This is a genomic window from Streptomyces sp. NPDC008125 (genome assembly GCF_042957125.1).
GTDB lineage: Bacteria > Actinomycetota > Actinomycetes > Streptomycetales > Streptomycetaceae > Streptomyces.
On record NZ_JBIBHR010000034.1, the window covers coordinates 19448 to 37909 of the forward strand.

An 18462-nucleotide genomic window follows, 5' to 3' on the forward strand; every position below is an offset into this window, starting at 1 on the left:
TCAGCCAGCCCCTGAGCCACGGCCACGGGAAGCCGCTACGAGTACCCGGTGTCAGACCCGCTCGAACGGCTCCGCATACGTGAAAACGCCCCGCAGCGCGGGGGTATGGGCGGTCAGGGTACGGACCTGGAAGTACTCACCCCACGAACGGTCCGGTGCGGTGATGCCGTGGTCCGTGCTGGTACGAAAACCGAAGCGACCGTAGTACCCGGGGCTGCCGAGGAGAGCGACGAGGGGCTCGCCCAGGGCATCCGCCGCGCCGAGCACGGCGTGGACAAGGGCACGACCGACACCGTGGCGCTGGTGGTCGGGATGCACGCTGAGCGGACCGAGCCCCAGGACACGGACGGCGCCGACATGGCCACGAGTGCAGACCACGTGGCCTACGACCTCGTCTCTCTCACCGATTGCCACGAGCGACAGTTCCGGTAGCCAGGCGTCGCAAGTGCGCAGCTGGTCGAGGAGGGTTACCTCCACCGGGACCCTGGTCTCCGGTTGGGCGAAGGCCAACGCGGTGACGGCGGTCACTGCGAGGATGTCATCGGGTGATTCGCGTCGGATCAGCACCGGCACAGTCTGAGCCCCAAGTCGCGGCGCCGCCAGAGTATTTTTCCGGGACGGCCGCCCGGCCGACGCGGCGAGAGGCTGTCGCTGACGGGGTACTGGGCACTGTCCGCGTAAGGGCTACGGGCTACCGGCTACGCGCTTCACGAGCCCTCGGCTGGCTGGTGGTGGCGATGACCGCCGCCGTGCTGGCGCTGGCGTCGTGGGGCTGCCGTCGCACGACGTCGCATCGGCATCCACCGGTGCGGTCTCTCCTTCACCACGCACCGGTACGGGTCGGCGGGGCGTGCGTGGCACCGGGGCGGCCGTGATCTGCCGGCCGCCCCGGAACCGTCACAGGTCACTTCCCGGTCGCGTCCGGCCACACCCCGATGTGGTCCCGTTCGAGTTCCAGCATGACCCGGTGTTCCATCCCCAAAGCCTCGGTGTAGTCCGCCGGGAGCTGCAGCCGCCCCGCACGGTCGAGCATCGCGTACTCGCGGGCCACGAGGGACTCCTGGCCCGTCGCCGCGTCCACCTCGGTGTGCCGGAGCACCTCGGAGGAGGTGCGGCCGTCCCGGATCGCGACGGTGCGGCGCACTTCGTCCGCCACCGCCTGGTCGTGGGTGACGATCACGATCGTCGTGCCCAACTCCTCGTTGGCGCGGCGGAACGCGGCGAACACCTGCTCGCCCGTCGCGGAGTCCAGTTCGCCGGTCGGCTCGTCGGCCAGCAGTACCGAGGGGTTGTTGGCCAGTGCGACCGCGATCGCCACCCGCTGCTGCTGTCCGCCGGACATCTGCGCGGGGCGGCGGTCGCGGCACTCCGTCACCTCCAGCATCTCCAGCAACAGCTCTGCACGCGCAGCCCGTTCGCGGTTCCTCCCACGCCCGCGCAGCTGCATCGGGAGAGTGATGTTCTGTGCGGCGGTGAGGTACGGGAGCAGGTTGCGTGAGGTCTGCTGCCAGACGAAGCCGACCACGTCACGGCGGTAGCGCAGCCGCTCCTTCGGCCCCATGGCCAGCAGATCGCAGCCGGCTGCCTTCGCCGAACCGGCGGTGGGGACGTCGAGTCCCGCCAGGATGTTCATCAGGGTCGACTTCCCACTCCCCGACGCGCCGACCAGAGCCATCAACTCGCCCTCGACGACGAGGAGATCGAGCCCCTGCAGGGCCTGCACCTCCACGCCGTCCGCGGAGAAGACGCGTACCAGCCGGTCGCAGACGATCAGGGCGTCGTGCCCGTAGGCGGGCCGGTCACGGCGTGCCGTCGCCCGCCTTTCGAGCTCCGCCAGTGTGGTCTCCGTCGATGCTGTCACCGGGTGTCTCCTGCCCTGAGTTCCTTGATCGATCCACGGCGGCCCGACCACCACGCCTGCACACCGGCCACGGCGCCGGTGAGTACGACCACTCCCAGCGCCGGGAGCGCCAGCGACAGGATGTCGGCCCGCAGTGAGGCGGGGTGCGGGTTCCCCGGTGCGACGTCGGCCAGTGCCAGCGCGGACAGGTCGACACCGGGCGCCAGCAGGGCGATGGTCGCCCAGCCGACGAGGAGCCCGCCCGCCGCCGACAGCAACGCCTGCGGCAGAGCCTCGAGGGCGAGCAGCCGCCGCCCCTGACGGGCGGTGAGCCCCATGGTGCGCAGTCGCGCCAGGAGCGTGGTGCGCTCCGGCGCCGTCCGCAGCAGCGAGAGGACCACGGCGAGCAGCGCGTACCCCGCCCCGGCGGCTACGGCCGCCTCGTAGATCCGCTCGGCGCCCGCCTGCATCGGGGAGTCCACGAGCTTCCCGCGCTCCGCCGACCGCAGTCGTACCACGTACTCCGGGCCCGCCTCGCGTGCCGTCGAGCGCAGGAGTTTCTCGTCGAGTGAGTCTCCGGTCACCAACAAGGTGGTGGGGCCCGGTGCGGGGAGCGCCTCGGCGTCGACGATCAGGAATTCGCCGTCGCTCACCGCGGAGGTGCGGCTCAGCGCTCCGGCGACCCGTACCGTGAGGCTCCCGTCCTGTGTCCGGACCGTGTGGGCCCCCTCGCCGAGCCGTTGTGCCAGAGCGGGCGAGACGATCACGGGTACGGCCCCGCCCCGGTCCGGGCCGCTCTCCAGCGCTCCCGCCGGGAAGGCGGCCAGCCCCGTGGCCCGGGCCAGCCGCGCGTACGAGGCGGGCTCGACCCCCACCACGGTCGCGCGTCCGGTGTCCGGCCCGGTGCCCCGCGACGCGGCCAACTGCGTCCCGTACTCGATGTGCACGGGCGCGACGTCCTCGACGCCGTGCGCCGCCCGGAGCCGGCCGAGGACGTCCCTGGTGACCGTGGAGCGCGCCCCCTCACCGCTGATGCGGGCGTCCGCGCCGACCGCGCGCAGCGCCGCGTCGGCGCGCGCGTCCGCGACGCCCGCGAGTACCGAGCCGCCGAACGCCGTGGTGGTCAGCGCGACCAACAGGGCCAGCAGGAGCAGCGTGCCGTTCGACGGGGCCCGGCCCGCCCGGGCCAGTGAGAGGAAACCGACCGCACCGCGCAGTCGCGCCGCTGGACGGGACGCCAGGCGCAGCGGCAGGGGATACAGCCGAACGAGGACGAGTGCGGCGATCAGCCCCATCAGGACCGGAGCGGCGCTGACCAGCAGATCGGCACCCGGGCCGGTCGTCGTACCACGCCGGCGCAGCGCGGTGACCGCTCCGGCGGCCAGGACGAGCAGCGTCAGTTCGGCGACCGTGCGCCGGCGGCTGGGCCGGGCGTCCACGACGTCCTCGCGGGCCCCGGGCAGCACGGGACGGCGATGCTGCAGGACCGTGCGCAGGGGCAGCACCACGCAGACCGGTACGGCGACGGCCGCGGCGCCCACCGCGGCGGGCGCGAACCCGGCGTCCGGGACGAGCAGGACGGCCAGGAGCAGCCCGAGCGCCGCCCCGGGCAGCACGGCCACGGCGGTCTCGGCGAGGAGCCGCACCCCGATGCCCCGCAGGGAGCCGCCGCGCGAGCGGAGCAGAGCGAGTTCGTGGTGACGGCGGGCGCCGATCAGCCCGCCGGTCATCAGAAGGACGACGGCGGCGACCGTGGCGATGCCGACGGCCGCGACGGTGACCACGGGGTCGATCGCGGCGCGCATCGCGAGGTGGGCCTCGATGATCGCGTCGAGTTCGGTGGTGAGCGTGGTGGTCGGCCCGGTGACGTCCCGGAGCTTCAGCAGGCCGGGGCCGTGCTCCAACGCGGCGACGGCTGTGCTCGCGGGGGAGGCGTCGGCGGCGGTGAGACGGGAGGTGTCCGGGGCGATGCGCCAGAACAGTTCGGGCTCGCCCGTGGTCGCGAGGAGAGCCGGCGCCGCGTCAGGCGGCAGCAGGAGTGCGGCCGTCCAGAAGTAGACCGGGAGCGGGGAGCCCGGGTCCTTCGCCAGGGACGGGGAGCGGAACAGCGGCTCGGCCGACCAGTAGCCGCTCTCCGGCCGCAGCGGCGCGACGATACCGGTGATCCGGACGGTGAGCACCGACCTGCCGTGGGTCACTACCGCGATCGTGGAGCCGGGCCTCATCTTCAGCTCGGCGGCCGTCTCCTCGGTGACGGCCGCTTCCACCTCGCGCGACGCCTCGGTCACCTCGCCGTGCACCACCGGCCAGCGCCCCGCACGCAGCGTGCCGTGTTCGGCGAGTCCGGACGGGGCCGCGTAGGTGAACCGGGGCGGCAACCCGTTGGGACGCGGGAGCCAGGGCTCCTGGGCGACCAGCGGCTCCGTCGTGTGCACGCCGTACGAGGAGTGCGGCACGTCGGCCCGCAGCGGGGCGGGGAACATTCCCGCCAGCGTCTCGTTCGCCTCGGCCAGCGCTTCCTGACGCATCGCCCGCTCCCTGACCGGGGGCGCCTGCGAGAGAGAGGGCGGTGGCGCGGTCACTTCGAGCACACTCCGCCTCGCAGCGGCACTCGTGATGTCGTGCCGCAGCGCGTCCGTTCCGTACGCGTCGACCGCGCGCGGGAACACGGCGGCGAGGAACGCCGTCAGAAGTCCGAGGGCCGCGAGGGCGACGGAGACACCGGGAGCGGTACGCAGCCGGGTGCGCACCCAGGGAGCGCAGGCGGCCGGTGTCCGGGCAGTGGTCATCTCAGTTGTCTCCCTGGTGGCGGAGCGACACCGCGGGATCGGGGCGGCGCAGTGCGATCGTCGCGACGAAGAGCAGCGGCAGCGCCGCCACCGATGCCAGAAGTGCCGCCACCTGCCCGGCCGGCAGCAGCACCAGCACGTCGGGCACGGGCCGGGCCGCCTGCCCGGTCAGTACGACGAGGGGGACGACCGCCCTGGTCAGCACGGTCCCCAGGCCGAGCCCGATCAGCAGGGCGAGGGCGATGAGGACTCCCTGCTCGACGGCCAACGCCCGGGCCAGCCGTCGGCGGGAAGCGCCCAGGGCGCGCAGCACGGCGAATTCGGCGGACCGCTCGCCCTGGGAGCCCACCAGGCCGACCGCGAAGCCGACCGCGGCCAGGGCGGCGGCCACGGCAGCGGCCGCACGGAGCGCGGACTGCGGCCCTGCCCCCAGCGGATCGTCCGCGAGCTCCCGCGCCACCTCGTCCCGCACCCGTACCTGGGACGGGTCCGTACCGGGCAGCGCGCGCAGCTCCGCCGCCACCGCCCGGCCGCCGCCCGGAGCGGTGCTCAGCCACCACTCTGTGGGCGCCGGCGTGGCCCCCGATCCCTGGTCCAGCGCTTCGGACACCGCCCTGAGGTCCAGCAGCAGCGCCCCGCCCGGCTTCGCGGTCACGTCCGCGGCGGCTCCGTCCGCCGAGCCCGTGGCTCCGCCGGGACCGGTGGTCGGGAGCTCCCGCACCGACTTCATCAGCGTCACCCGGACCGTTTCGCCCCCCAGCGCGAGATCGACCTGCTGGCCCAACCGCGCCCCGGAGGAGGCCAGATACGCGTCGGTGGCCACCGCCTTCAGTGCCGGTGCCGCCGGGCGGCCCGCGCGGAGCAGCAGGGTGTCGACCTGCTCGGCGCCCCAGGAGCCGCGGTCCGCGAGGCCCGATCCGGTGCGGTAACGGAACGCCGGTGCCGCGCCCGTACCCGTCACCTTCCCGACCGTCCCGCCCGGGCTGTCCGTGTCCGCCCCGGTCACGGTCGACGTGGCTCGCCAGCGCACCCCGTCCGAAGTGGGGACCGGTCGCTCGTGCCCGTCCACGGTGAGCGTCCGCAGCCGTGCGACGGAGACGAAACGCTGTTCGGCGCGTCCCCGGGGCACGACGCTGTCCAGCTCGAACCCGGTCACGGCCAGCCCGCCCGACGGGGACACCGGGAACGACAACGCGTGCACCCGCCCGTCGACGGGAACGGTGCCCGCGGCCACCCGGTAACGGATTCCGTAGCGGTCCTCCAGGACGACGCCGACCTGAGCAGCCGAGCCGGTGGGCGACGTGCCGCCGGAGGCCGAGGTGTCGCTGATACGCAGGTCGAAGAGGACCCGTGTGCTGTCGCCGGGCAGCACCACACCGGTCCGTCCGGCCGTCGGCGGCGCGATCGCGTCGAACAGCGCCTGCGGCGACGTCCCGGCGAGGTCTTCGCGCATCAACATCCGCTCGTCCGCGTGCGCGGTGTCGAGCGCCAGCACCTCGGCCGTCCGGCCACCGGACAGGGGCGACGTGGCGCGGAACACGGGTGCCGCGTTCCGTACGCCCGGCAGTCCGGTGTACGGGGCCGCCCCGGCCGGGTCGTTGGACAGCCCGCCCACCACGCGCACCGACGCACCGGACCTGAAGTCGGCCTGGTCGTCCTGCGACCGGTCCCAGGACGCGCTCTGACCGATGGCCAGCATGCCCATCGCCATCGCCAGCACCAACAGCAGCACGGGTCCCGCACCCCGCAGCGGCCGACGGCTGAACTGCCAGCCGGCCAGGGCGGCCGACAGACCCCGGCCGCCCGCCGCGCCGCGCTCCGCGAGCCTGGCCGCCGGCGGCAGCAGCCGCAGCGTCACGACGGTGCCCGCGAGCAGCGCCAGAGCGGGAGCGGCGACCAGCAGCGGGTCGATGCCCAGCGCGCCGTCACGGTCGCCGCTCAGCGCACCGCCGCCGGACACGCCGGTCCGACGGTCCAACTGCCAGTACGCCGCACCTGCGACCAGCAGTAGCCCGATGTCGGCGCCGGCCCGCACCGGGGCGGGCAGCGCGGAGGCCCGGCCTGCCCGGCGCCCGCCTGCCGCGAGCGCCGGCGCGAGCACCGCGAGCGCGCACAGCAGCGCCACCGCGGAGGCGACCAGCCAGACCGTGCCGTCGACCCCGGCGTCGAGCCTCAGCCCGATCCGGCCCAGCTCGCCCAGCCTCGCGAGCAATCCGGTCAAGGGCCCGGCGAGCAGGGGTGCGACGACCGCGGCGGGGGCCGCGAGCGACAGCGCTTCGACCGCGGCGGAAGAAGCGATTCTTCCCCGTGAACCGCCCCTGGCCCGCAGGAGTTCGGTCTCACCGGCCCGCTCACTGCTCAGCAGGCCGGAGACGAGCAGCAGCGCGTAGCCGGCGAGCAGCACGAGCTGAAGCGCCACGATCATGATCGTGGAGCGCGCCACCAGCAGCGCCCGTTCGACCTGGTCGATGAGGGCCGGCAGCGAGGTACGGATCGTCGCGCCGTCCGCGAACACCGCGGAAGCGGCCAGCGACTCGGGCACGTCCGTCGAGGCGCGTCGCAGGGCGCCGGTCCGGCCGGTGGTCACCGTGCGGAAATCGGCGGCGGCCAGCCAGGACACCCGTCCCGCACTGAGCCGGCCCGAGTCGACCACGGCCGGGTCGGTCAGCAGCGGGCCGTACGTGGTGAAGACGACCTGGCCGGCACCCCGGCCGCCGAGGGGGTCCAACCGCCAGTACGGGTCGGCCTGGTCGGCCACCTCGTACACGCCCGTGATCTCGACCGGCAGGGGCGCGTCGCTCAGCCGGTTCGTGAGAGTTATCCGGGCGCCGGGCTCCAGCCCCAGCGCCGTGGCGGCCGCACCCGGCAGCGCCACCTCGACCGGCCCCCCGGCGTCCCCTTCGCCGGGAGTGGGCATGCGGCCCGCGACGAGACGCACACGCTTCGGGTCCAGCGAGGCGAAGTGCGTCAGGTCCGGGTTGCCCCGCCGCTCCGCCGCCGGCTGCAGGCTCCGCGGCAGGGCGTACGGGCCCGAACTCTCCATCTTCCGCACCGCCACCGGAAGCCCGTCGAAGGTCTCGCCGGCCGCTCGGCGTACCAGCGCGTCGGCGTCCTCGCGCCGCTCCAGGCCCACATCCGCCGAGACGACGAGTGAGGACCGTTCGGCGGAACGACGGGTGAGCGTGTACCGCAGGGCGGCATCACCCATGGAACCGGAGAACGCGGCGAGCGCGGTCAGTACGCATGTGGTGAGCAGGACCGCCAGCAGGGCCGCGGAGAGCAGGAGCCGGTGCGCGCGCACCCGCAGCAGGACGAACTCCGTCACCTGATCCCCCGAAACCTCAGCACTCGCGCCCCCCGGCGCATGTCGGATGCTTTCAGAGCACACCGGCTGCGGGTAACCTCCCGTCGGCACATCGAGATGAGATCGTGAGCGCTGTGCGGACGCGCGGAACCGATTTCCGAACACGCGGCGACCGGCCGGCCCCTCCGCGCCACCGCCTCCGCACGGGCACGGCACGGTGCCCCGAGGCGCGTTGCGTCTCCGGACGCCCCACCCACATACTGGCGACCGCCGAGGAACGGCAAGGTGCGCAGGGGGGGACCAGCGATGAGACGAAGGACCGGCACGCGGCGCGGTACGGCCCCGGCCGCGAGCCCGGCCGACGGCCCCATGGTGCGGGTCGAGGACCTGCGCCGCTCGTACGGGACCGGCGCCGCGGCCGTGCACGCGCTGCGCGGAGTCACCTTCGAGATCCCCCGCGGAGAACTCGTCGCCCTCAAGGGCCGCTCGGGCTCCGGCAAGACCACCCTGCTCAACCTCGTCGGCGGCCTCGACACCCCTGACGGCGGACGGGTCACCGTCGGTGGCACCGAACTCTCGGGACTCGGCGAGGACGGGCTTCTGGCACTCCGTCGGGACCGCATCGGCTTCATCTTCCAGTCGTTCGGGCTGCTCCCCATCCTGACCGCGGCCGAGAACGTCGGTGTGCCCATGCGGCTGCGTGGAACCGACCCCGCCGAACGCGAGGAGCGCGCCGCGCTCCTGCTGTCCCTCGTGGGGCTCGGCGACCACGCCGCGCAACGCCCCGGCGAGCTCTCCGGCGGCCAGCAGCAGCGCGTCGCCATCGCCCGCGCGCTCGCCAACCGCCCCGCCCTGCTGATCGCGGACGAGCCCACCGGGCAACTGGACGCGGAGACCGGCCTCGCGGTCATGCGGCTGCTGCGCGCCCTGGTGCGCAGCGAGGGCGTCACCGTGCTGGTGGCCACCCACGACCCCCACCTGCTCGGATTCGCCGACCGGATCCTGGAACTCCGCGACGGACACATCGTCGAACACGCGGCGGTGGAGCAGCTCCCGGCGGACACCTCGGCACCGTGAGTCCTCCGAAAACGGCGGTGCACGGGAACGGAAGACGGTGACGCACGGGATCAGACGGTGACGCACGTGAAGACGGGGGCGCACGTGAAGACGGCGACGCACGGGATCAGACGGTGACGCACGTGAAGACGGCGACGCACGGGATCAGACGGTGACGCACGTGAAGACGGCGGCGCGCGCCCCTACTTCCCCCGCCCCCGCCGTCGACGGCGGCACCACCGTACCGACTCGGCCGGGCCGCCGCTCGGGCCGAACGGCCGTGTGCTCAGGGCACGCGAGCGGCGTTCTCCGGCGGTCACAGGACCACGGACCGGAGAGATTCTCAGTCCTCGCGCCGCCGCCGGAGATACCTGATCAGTTTGACCTCGCTGTGCAGCAGCCGATCGCGCTCGTCCGCAGGGAGGGACGCCAGTGCGTCGACGAGGACACGGGTCCGGGGCACGCGCACCATCGCACCGGAGTGGATCCGGCACCCGGTGCACCAGGCCAAGCTGACGCGCCGCTCGAACATCGAGGACTCGGGTGGATGGAAACGGAACTGGTAGGAGCAGACTTCGGTTTCGCAGACGGCACAGGTTCGGTGGTCAGCTTCGTCGACCGTCTCCCAGGAAGCGACCTCGACCCAGTGCTGTAGCCCGGCCGGTGCTCTTCACGTCGCCATGCGCAGCATTCTCTCGCGTGACCGCCCCACGACGGCAGGTGGGCCGATTCGAACCGTCGACGCGGGCACGGCAGCCGGTCCACCGGTGCAGGTGCCGTACCCCCGAAGCCGCAGACCGGCGGACCTGGCTGAGCCTCGCGGCCTTCGCCCAGCTCTTTATCGGCGCCTCAGCCCGACAGCAGCCCGGGCCTGCCCCGCCGGAGCACCGAAACCCTCCCGCCCCGGCCCAGGACGACCACCCGGCATCAGGGACAAGCAGCAGACCACCCGCTACGACGTCCACACCGCGGGCAACCCGGACGCCACGAAACGACGAACCAAGAAATCAACCACCCCTCGACCGCGCCGCACCGGTCAAAGATCAAGTGAGGCGTTGCGCCGCCGGCGCGCGCGCTCGAACTCGGCGTTCGTCATCCAGGGGCCGTGCTGATCGAGCGCGGCGCAGCCGCCGCGGGCGAAGGTGCTCACCAGGTGACGGTATCCGCGGATCCCGTCGACCAGGCTGTACTCGACCCGGTACTCCGGATCCGACCCGCCCCTACCTCGGTGCACCGTGGTGACCCGGGCGATGGAGTCCGCGTAGAAGTGGAGCTGGATCCCTTCGCCCCTCTCCTCGTCCTCGATGGTGAACACCTCGTTGTCGGAGGCGGAGCGATCACTCACGAACTCCCAGAACTCCACCGAGGCGGAACGGGGGTTGCCTGCGCGCCACTTCTTCTCGACGCCCTTGTCGTCGGTGAACGACAGGATCGTCTTCCTCGCACCCCCGCCGAAGGCGGCGCGGTCGCCGGGGGCCTCCTCGTCGTCCTCCATGGGTGTGTTCCTGGCGCGGTCCGCGGCCTCGGAGCACATCAGGAAGCTCACGGTACGCACCGCGTCGTCGACGAGCCCGGGGTGCGCGCGGCGTACGGCCGCGTCGACCGTCGCCGCCATCCGGTCCCAGTCGCCCTTGTCCGTGGCGCGCTTTCCGCGTCGCGGATCGCGGCCGATCCGTATTCCGGCGCACGCCTGCTCCGCGGTGGCGATCACGCGCAGGACCTCGGGCAGCAGCGCCGGGGCGACGGCATCGGGTATCCGCCTGGGCACCGTCGAGCCGTGCACGTACCGGCCCGTGTACCTCAGAATCGCGGCGTCGAGCGGACCGAGTACCGTTCCGCGCTCGGCGCGACGGCGGTCGGCGCGGTGCTCCTGGGCCCGCTTTCCGTCGGACGTTTCCGTCGCCGAGCGCATCGCCGCGCAGACCTGACCGCGTTCCAGCAGAGGGATGTCGGCCCCATGGGCGACGAGCCGGCTCCTCTCCCACGGGACGTGCTGGAAGAGCGCGTCGACGTCGGCGGGCGCGGAGAGCAGGATCGGGTCCAGGAGCGCGACGGCAGCGTCCTCGTCCAGGCGGCCCCGGGTTCCGGCGGCGTCGCACAGCGGAAGGACCGCACTCCACAGCAACAGGTGTCTGGCCAGGTCCTCCCGGATCACCCCGAGATGAGCTTGCCCGACCGGGAACGTGAACGTGCGGGGCTCATGGTTGGCGTCGGCCCCGGCACCGAGCATGAGCCTCAGCCCGCCGTTCTCGCGGATCACCTGCGGGATCCAGCCGCTGCGCGCGAACAGGACGTCTCTCATGGACTCGGTCTTCCCCATGGGGCGAGAGTAATGAGTCCTGCCCGCACCCGCGCGACCGCCCGCTCCCACGCGACCGCCGGCTCCCGCGCGACTGCCCGCTCCCTCGTGCGCCTGCGACCAGGACCGACCGGACCTTTGACGGGCCGTGGGGTTCTACGGGACCTCCGGCTCCGCGGCGGGAGCGGGAAGGCCCGCACCATCTTGGCGTGCCGGGCCGGCCACACCTCGTTCAGACGTTCCCCTGTCCGGGGCGTTCCTCCGCCCCTTCGCGGAGCGCCGTGCGGCCGGGTCGACGGATGGCCCCTTCCGCGCGTCACGTGACCACTTGGGCCGATACGGCCGCGCTCAGACGGTGATGGTCTTGTACTCGGTGTAGGTACCGAGGCCGACGGTGCCGTACTCGCGGCCGATGCCGCTGTTCTTGAAGCCGCCGAACGGTCCGTCGAAGGCGACGGGGGCGCCGTTGACCGTGACGGTGCCGGTGCGGATGCGGCGGGCGACGGCGAGGGCGTGTTCCTCGTCGGTCGACCAGACGCCGCCGCTGAGGCCGTACTCGGAGTCGTTGGCGATGCGGACGGCGTCGTCCTCGTCCTCGTAGGCGATGACGACCAGGACCGGACCGAAGATCTCTTCCTGGGCGATGCGCATGGAGTTGTCGACGTCGGCGAAGACGGTCGGGGTGACGTAGTTGCCCTTCTCCAGTCCGTCCGGGATCTGCGCGCCGCCGGTGACCAGGCGGGCACCCTCCTCCACGCCGAGCCGGATGTAGGCGCGCACTCGGTCCTGTTGGTCCGGACGGATCATTGGACCGATGAAGGTGTCCGGGTCGCCCGGGTCGCCGACCTTGAGCGACTCCACGAGCTCCTTCAGTGCACCGACGACCTCCTCGTACCGGCTGCGAGGCGCAAGAATCCTGCTCTGGGCGATGCAGGATTCGCCGTTGTTGAGCAGGGAACCGAACTTCAGGCCCGCGACCGCCGCTGCGATGTCGGCGTCCGGAAGGATGACGGCGGCGGACTTGCCACCCAGCTCAAGGCTGACCCGCTTGAGCTGCTCACCGGCGATGGACGCGATCCGGCGGCCGGCCCGCGTCGAGCCCGTGAACGCGATCTTGTCGACCTCCGGATGCGACACCAGGTACTCACTGGTCTTCCGGTCGGCGGGCAGGACGCTGATCACGCCCTCGGGAAGGCCCGTACGCTCCAGCAGTTCTGCCAGGAAGCCCATGCTCAGCGAGTTCTCGGGGGACACCTTGAGGACGACGGAGTTACCGGCGAGCAGCGCCGGGAGGATCTTCGAGGTGGCCGACGAGAACGGCGAGTTCCACGGGATCACCGCCGCCACGACGCCGATCGCCTCACGGCGCACCACACTGCGTGCCGGGGACGCCGGGTCGGAGGGCACCAGGGTCTCCTCCCAGCCGAACTCCTCCGCAGCCTTGAGGTACGCGTTCGCCTGCCGGGTGAGACCCGGCTGCCCGGCCCGGGTGAACCACCCCGCGGAGCCGTTCTCCAGCGAAATGAGGTGCGCTGCCTTCTCCGCGTTCTCCTCGCGCAACGCGTTGAACCTCCTCAGGACCGCGATCCGCTCGGCCGGCGGGGTCAGCCGCCACGCACCCTCCTCGAACGACCGCCGTGCCGCGACCAGTGCGCGGTCCACATCCGCCGGCTGCGCCTGCGCGGCACGACCGATCACCGTTCGGTCGTGCGGCGAGGCGATGTCGAGCAGTTCGGTGTCGCTCGGCGCCACCCAAGAGCCTCCGACGAAAAGCCGGTCGTAAGTGATCATGTGCTTTCTCTCTTTCGGGTTCTCTCGGACCGCTCTCTTAACTGTCACTTGAATGTAGCACTTTGGCTTCTCTTTTCGCTCACGAGAGTGGCACTAATGGGGTGATCCTTCGCGGTGTCGTTACGCTTGTCCGAATGAGAGCCGATGCCGCGCGCAATCTGGAAGCCGTCCTGACGACGGGGGCGCGGATGCTCGCGTCCGATCCGGGTGTGAGTGTCGCGAGCATCGCGGCCGAGGCGGGTGTGGACCGGCGGACCGTCTACCGGCGCTTCGCCGCTCGTGAGGATCTTCTCGCGGCGATCTACGACTCCCGTCTCACGGCCGTCGAGCGGGCCATCGAGGATGCCCGGCTGCGTGAGGCGCCCGTCGGTGTCGCTCTGCACCGCTATGTCGAGAACGTCATCGCCGTCAACCGGACCTGGCCCGTCGACCTCGCCCGGATGCTCGCGGACGACACCGTCCATGCCCGCCGCGACGCGTGCGTCGCGGAAGTCGACACCTTCCTCCGGCGCGCCACCGCCGAAGGCCTCCTCCGTCCCGGCCGACCGGAGGGCTGGGTGGGTGCGTTGCTGTCGCAGCTGGTGAATCTGGCGGCGCATCGGCAGGCGCACCTCACCCCCGCACGGGCGGCGGACCTGGTTGTCGACACGCTGCTGCGCGGCGTCGGAACTCTCTGAGGCCCGGGCGGGGTCCGGTGGGGGTGTCGGCCCAGTCGAACGACTGGTGTCCCGCCGGCCCGGAGCGGTGGCGGGGCGGTGTGCCGTCGATGCGGCGGAACCGTGTCGCCCTTCCCGTCGCCCGTGACCCCGGGGGCGGGCGCCGGTCTGCCGCGGGTGCGCCGACTGGCAGTCGGAGGCGGCGAAGCGCACCGTCATGTGGCTGACGTGTCCGGTTCCCCCGGGGGCGAGAGTGCGTGCTGCTGGTACGGACACGAGAGGGGGAGAGAGTCCCCGCCCGCTGTCCCGGCCACGGGGAACACGCGCCCGTCACCTGTTTGACAGGTGACGGGACGTGTGTGAGAGTCATCGCGCCGAGAGCCGCGGCGACCCGCGCACCGCTCACGCGAGAACACGACTTCCCAGGCTCGGACCGGTCACCGGAGACGCACGACGGAGGGTTCACACATGATCGACAGGCGTGCCTTCAGTCAGGCTGTCGGCCTGAGCACCGGCGCGGCCGCGGTCTCGCTGACCGGCCTGACGGCGACGGCGGCCGCCGCGCCCGCGGCGAACGGCTCGGCCCGGGGGAGCGGCTCGGCGGTGCCCACCGTGCCCGATGTCGTCCCCGGCACACACACCGGCTTCGCCACCATCAAACACGTCAGGGCGGGTGTGCTGAACGTCGGTCATGCCGAGGCAGGTCCTGCCCATGGCCCGGTCGTGATCCTGCTGCACGGCTGGCCGTACGACATCCACAGCTTCGTCGACGTCGCGCCCCTCCTCGCCGACCAGGGCTATCGGGTCATCGTTCCCTACCTCCGCGGTCACGGCAGCACCAGCTTCCTGTCCGGCAACACCCCTCGCAACGCCGAGCAGTCAGCCATCGCTCTCGACACCATCGCCCTGATGGACGCCCTCAAGATCGACAAGGCGGTGCTCGCCGGCTTCGACTGGGGCTCCCGCACCGCCGACATCATCGCCGCGCTGTGGCCCGAGCGCGTCAAGGCGCTGGTCTCCACCACCGGTTACATCATCACGAGCCTCAAGGCGCAGCTGGAGCCCGCCGCCCCGGCCGTCGAGCGCAACTGGTGGTACCAGTGGTACTTCGCCAGTGACCGCGGCAAGAAGGCCATGGAGAACGAGGACCAGCGCATCGCGCTGTGCCGATACGTGTGGACCCTCGTGTCGCCCAACTGGAACTTCGACGACGCGACCTTCGCGCGCACCGCGGAGGCCTTCAAGAACCCCGACTACGCCGCCATCGTCCTTTACAACTACCGCTGGCGGATCGGCCTCATCGAGGGCGAGCGACGCTACGAGCGGTACGAGAAGCAGCTCGCCGCACAGCCGCCGATCGCCGTTCCCACCATCACCCTCGACCCGGCACTGGACCCCTTCACCCCACCCGGTGACGGCGCCTCGTACCGGAGCCACTTCACCGGCCCCTACGACCACCGCACCATCGGGGACATCGGCCACAACCTGCCGCAGGAAGCGCCCGCCGTCTTCGCCCGGGCCGTCGTCGACGCCGACCACTTCTGAGGCCGGAGTCCCACATCGGGCAGCACGCCAGCCGACCGAGTCCGCTTCGTCGCCACCGTCCGCAGACCGGCCGCTTGCCGGGCCCCTCGTCCGCATCGGGCCGGTACCCCCGTCGGCTCGATCCGAAGAAGCGGCCCGGGCGCGGTGGATCATGATCACGCCCCCCGTGCTTCCCGGCAGACGGGTCGACCGGCACCCGCGCGCCCAAGGCGTGCGTTCACGGGAGCACGGGCGACACGGCGGAGAAGGTCGCCCCGCTCGCCGCGATCGGTGTCGACTGCTGCGCCCGGCTGGAAACAGGGCCGCGTACGGGCCCCGGGGGCCGATCCAGCGCTACTACGGCGTCGCGTACACCGCTGGTCTGCCGGCCACGGTCCTCATCGAGGTCGCGCGCCCGGTGCCGGACCGCGCCCGCGGCCGGCCTCCGGGGCGGGCCAGGAGGGCTTCCGGCGCACGGCGGGCCGAGGTCCTCGCCCGGGGGAGGTGTGGCTCCGCCACGACGTGCGGTCACCGCACGGGGGAGGCGGGGCGGGAGGCTCTCACGGGAGGGCGGGACTGTCCCAGCAGGGTGGGACAGTCCCGCTCGGGCGGGCCGGCATCACGGCAGCTCGAAGCCCAGCTCCCGGGCGGCTTTCTCGGGGGTGGGCCCCGACCAGCGCTCCGCCACCGCCTCGTTGGTGGACAGCGACCGCGGCAGTGCCACGTCGAGGTAGAGGGTGCCGTCGAGGTGGTCGGTCTCGTGCTGCACGATGCGTGCCGGCCAGCCGGTGACCACCTCGTCGATCGTGCGACCGGTCCCGTCCTGCGCGCGCAGTCGCACCCGTGCCCGGCGGGCCACCACCGCCTGCCAGCCGGGCACGCTCAGGCAGCCCTCGAAGAACGCCGCCCGCGCGTCGCCCTCGGGCTCGTAACGAGGGTTGATCAGCACCCGGAACGGCAGGGGGATGCGTCCGCGCGCTTCCAGAACGTCCTGGGCCCCGACCGCCAGGTCCTCCAGCACCGCGATGCGGAGCGGGATTCCGACCTGCGGCGCGGCCAGCCCCACGCCCGGGGCCGCGTGCATCGTCACGCGCAACGCGTCCGTGAACCGGTGGAGGAGAGCATCGTCGAGCTGCCCGTCGTACGGCTCCGTGACGCCGCGCAGCACGGGATCTCCCGCGGCGACGATGGGCAGGGGGCCGCCGGTCGCCAGGAGTTCCTCGATGCGGTCGGCCAGGGGCGGGCGTGTCTTCGACTCGGTCATGGGGCCAGCTTGCCAGTCGCCCCGGGGCAGGAGGAATCACCTGCCTCACGCGGAGGGGGGCCGCCCGCCCTTCGCCGTCGGGCGAGCACCCGCCTCGCCCGAAAACCTCCGGAACCCGGTCCCGGGAGGGCCGGAGGCAGTGTCGTCACGTCGCCGAGGGCCGTCCCGTCAACCATGGCGGATCAGTGGCGCGGCATCGGATAGGTGCATCGCAAGGCGGACGAGCATCCGCACACTGGACGTACGCGGATGTTTCGACAACGCGGCGAGATGCCGTAGCGGACGTCGCGCACCCCGGGGGATGACGGGACAGCCCTTGAGGACGCGGCGATCGCACGGGTCACGACGGTTAGGATCGGCGGTGTGAGAGCCGATGCCGCGCGCAATCTGGAAGCCGTCCTGACGACGGGGGCGCGGATGCTCGCGTCCGATCCGGGTGTGAGTGTCGCGAGCATCGCGGCCGAGGCGGGTGTGGACCGGCGGACCGTCTACCGGCGCTTCGCCGCTCGTGAGGATCTTCTCGCGGCGATCTACGACTCCCGTCTCACGGCCGTCGAGCGGGCCATCGAGGATGCCCGGCTGCGTGAGGCGCCCGTCGGTGTCGCTCTGCACCGCTATGTGGAGAACGTCATCGCCGTCAACCGGACCTGGCCCGTCGACCTCGCCCGGATGCTCGCGGACGACATCGTCCATGCCCGCCGCGACGCGTGCGTCGCGGAAGTCGACACCTTCCTCCGGCGCGCCACCGCCGAAGGCCTCCTCCGTCCCGGCCGACCGGAGGGCTGGGCGAACGCGCTGCTGCCGCAGCTCATGCACCTGGTGTCCAGGACGCTGCCCGACCTGAGTCCCGCGCAGGCGGCGGACGTCGTCGTCGACACGCTGCTGCACGGGCTCGGCACACCCTGATCCGGCGGATTGGCTGTCGCCTCCCGGGAGAAGCGGTCTTTCTCGCCCCGGGAGGCCCCACGAGAGGTTTCCACGGCACCCGGGCCCGTCAGCCCCGCTTTCTTGTCGGCCTTCGTCGTCTCTGATCTCGCCTCTCACCTTCAGGGGTGTTACGCACTTCGGAGTGCCTACTTCCCGGCAGGAAGTTCCTCTCCAACACTGGTGCAAGGGGGCTGGAGACACCACCCCTTGCATGAAGTGAAAGGCACCACGATGAACACGCCCTCCGCACCTCTTCCCGGCGGAACCTGGACGCTGGGTGACTCGTCCGTCACCCGGTTCGGCTACGGCGCGATGCAACTCGCCGGCCCGTGGGTCATGGGGCCGCCCGCCGATCACGACGGCGCTCTGGCCGTGCTGCGCGAGGCAGTCAGCCTCGGGATCACCCACATCGACACCAGCGACGCCTACGGACCGCGCTTCACGAATGAGCTGATTCGTGAAGCGCTGCACCCGTACCCGGAGCCGCTGTTCATCGCCACCAAGGTGGGTGCGACCCGCGACGCACAGGGCGGCTGGCCCACGGCCCGGCGCCCCGAAGACCTGCGCAAGCAGGTCCATGAAAACCTCGAATCCCTCGGCGTCGATACCCTCGACCTGGTCAACATGCGCATGGGCGACGCTCAGGGCCCGCGGGCCGGCTCGATCGCCGAAGCATTCGAGACGCTCGTCGACCTCCAGCAAGAGGGACTGATCCGCCACCTCGGCGTCAGCAATGTCACCGGAGAGCAGGTCGCTGAGGCGCGCAGCATCGCCCCGATCGTGTGCGTGCAGAACATGTACAACCTCGCCCACCGCCACGACGACGACCTCGTAGACAATCTCGCCGCCGATGGCATCGCCTACGTGCCGTTCTTTCCCCTGGGTGGCTTCACGCCGCTACAGTCCGAGGCCCTCTCAGAGGGCGTTAAGTCCGCTTCTGGTAGCGGCCTCGTCGGGGTTGGGTGAGGAAGCCTTGGCGGGTGAGGCGTCCGAGGCGGCTGCGGGTGACGTT

12 protein-coding genes and 1 pseudogene are annotated in these 18462 nt (G+C 72.2%); 6 read left to right on the top strand and 7 right to left on the bottom strand.

Going from position 1 to position 18462, the window contains the following annotated elements:
• Nucleotides 1–51: 51 nt before the first annotated feature.
• The 4 genes from ACFZAX_RS33695 to ACFZAX_RS33710 form a co-directional block, all read right to left on the bottom strand.
• Nucleotides 52–573 carry a GNAT family N-acetyltransferase gene (locus tag ACFZAX_RS33695; RefSeq protein WP_390966509.1) on the bottom strand — a complete coding sequence of 174 codons (522 nt, stop codon included), beginning with the start codon at nt 571–573 and terminating at the stop codon, nt 52–54.
• A gap of 331 nt (nt 574–904) precedes the next feature.
• Nucleotides 905–1861 carry an ATP-binding cassette domain-containing protein gene (locus ACFZAX_RS33700; RefSeq protein WP_390966511.1) on the bottom strand — a complete coding sequence of 319 codons (957 nt, stop codon included), beginning with the start codon at nt 1859–1861 and terminating at the stop codon, nt 905–907.
• Entirely contained in the window at nt 1858–4629 is a 2772-nt protein-coding gene (locus ACFZAX_RS33705) for an FtsX-like permease family protein (protein ID WP_390966513.1), read from the bottom strand. Before ACFZAX_RS33705 ends, ACFZAX_RS33700 begins: the two co-directional genes overlap by 4 nt.
• Nucleotide 4630: 1 nt before the next feature.
• A complete protein-coding gene (locus ACFZAX_RS33710) occupies nt 4631–7954 on the bottom strand; it encodes an FtsX-like permease family protein (protein ID WP_390966514.1) in 3324 nt (1107 codons plus the stop codon).
• Between the two features lie 285 nt (nt 7955–8239).
• Here ACFZAX_RS33710 and ACFZAX_RS33715 point away from each other — a divergent pair, with 285 nt between their 5' ends.
• Together ACFZAX_RS33715 and ACFZAX_RS33720 are read left to right on the top strand one after the other, a co-directional pair.
• Nucleotides 8240–9010 (top strand): ATP-binding cassette domain-containing protein, encoded by a 771-nt coding sequence (locus ACFZAX_RS33715; RefSeq protein ID WP_390966515.1) that lies wholly within the window; start codon nt 8240–8242, stop codon nt 9008–9010.
• A gap of 750 nt (nt 9011–9760) precedes the next feature.
• Nucleotides 9761–10026: pseudogene (locus tag ACFZAX_RS33720) on the top strand (transposase); the annotation flags it as partial.
• Here the strand turns inward: ACFZAX_RS33720 and ACFZAX_RS33725 are convergent.
• Together ACFZAX_RS33725 and ACFZAX_RS33730 are read right to left on the bottom strand one after the other, a co-directional pair.
• Nucleotides 10026–11291 carry a DUF6357 family protein gene (locus ACFZAX_RS33725; protein WP_390966520.1) on the bottom strand — a complete coding sequence of 422 codons (1266 nt, stop codon included), beginning with the start codon at nt 11289–11291 and terminating at the stop codon, nt 10026–10028. The pseudogene ACFZAX_RS33720 and the gene ACFZAX_RS33725 overlap by 1 nt on opposite strands.
• Before the next feature lie 345 nt (nt 11292–11636).
• On the bottom strand, nt 11637–13079 hold the full coding sequence (locus ACFZAX_RS33730) for an aldehyde dehydrogenase family protein (RefSeq protein ID WP_390966516.1): 1443 nt from the start codon (nt 13077–13079) through the stop codon (nt 11637–11639).
• A 188-nt stretch (nt 13080–13267) separates the two neighbouring features.
• Between ACFZAX_RS33730 and ACFZAX_RS33735 the strand changes: the two genes are divergently transcribed.
• Nucleotides 13268–13756 (top strand): TetR family transcriptional regulator, encoded by a 489-nt coding sequence (locus tag ACFZAX_RS33735; protein ID WP_390966521.1) that lies wholly within the window; start codon nt 13268–13270, stop codon nt 13754–13756.
• A 447-nt stretch (nt 13757–14203) separates the two neighbouring features.
• Nucleotides 14204–15280: an alpha/beta fold hydrolase gene (locus tag ACFZAX_RS33740; RefSeq protein WP_390966517.1), complete on the top strand. Its 1077-nt coding sequence runs from the start codon at nt 14204–14206 to the stop codon at nt 15278–15280.
• Nucleotides 15281–15878: 598 nt separating this feature from the next.
• Here ACFZAX_RS33740 and ACFZAX_RS33745 read toward each other — a convergent pair.
• Nucleotides 15879–16523, bottom strand: a complete 645-nt coding sequence (locus ACFZAX_RS33745; RefSeq protein WP_390966518.1) for a peptide deformylase — start codon at nt 16521–16523, stop codon at nt 15879–15881.
• 417 nt (nt 16524–16940) lie between these two features.
• Between ACFZAX_RS33745 and ACFZAX_RS33750 the strand changes: the two genes are divergently transcribed.
• Nucleotides 16941–17429: a TetR family transcriptional regulator gene (locus tag ACFZAX_RS33750; protein WP_390966522.1), complete on the top strand. Its 489-nt coding sequence runs from the start codon at nt 16941–16943 to the stop codon at nt 17427–17429.
• Between the two features lie 252 nt (nt 17430–17681).
• Nucleotides 17682–18416 carry an oxidoreductase gene (locus tag ACFZAX_RS33755; RefSeq protein ID WP_390966519.1) on the top strand — a complete coding sequence of 245 codons (735 nt, stop codon included), beginning with the start codon at nt 17682–17684 and terminating at the stop codon, nt 18414–18416.
• Nucleotides 18417–18462: the final 46 nt, after the last annotated feature.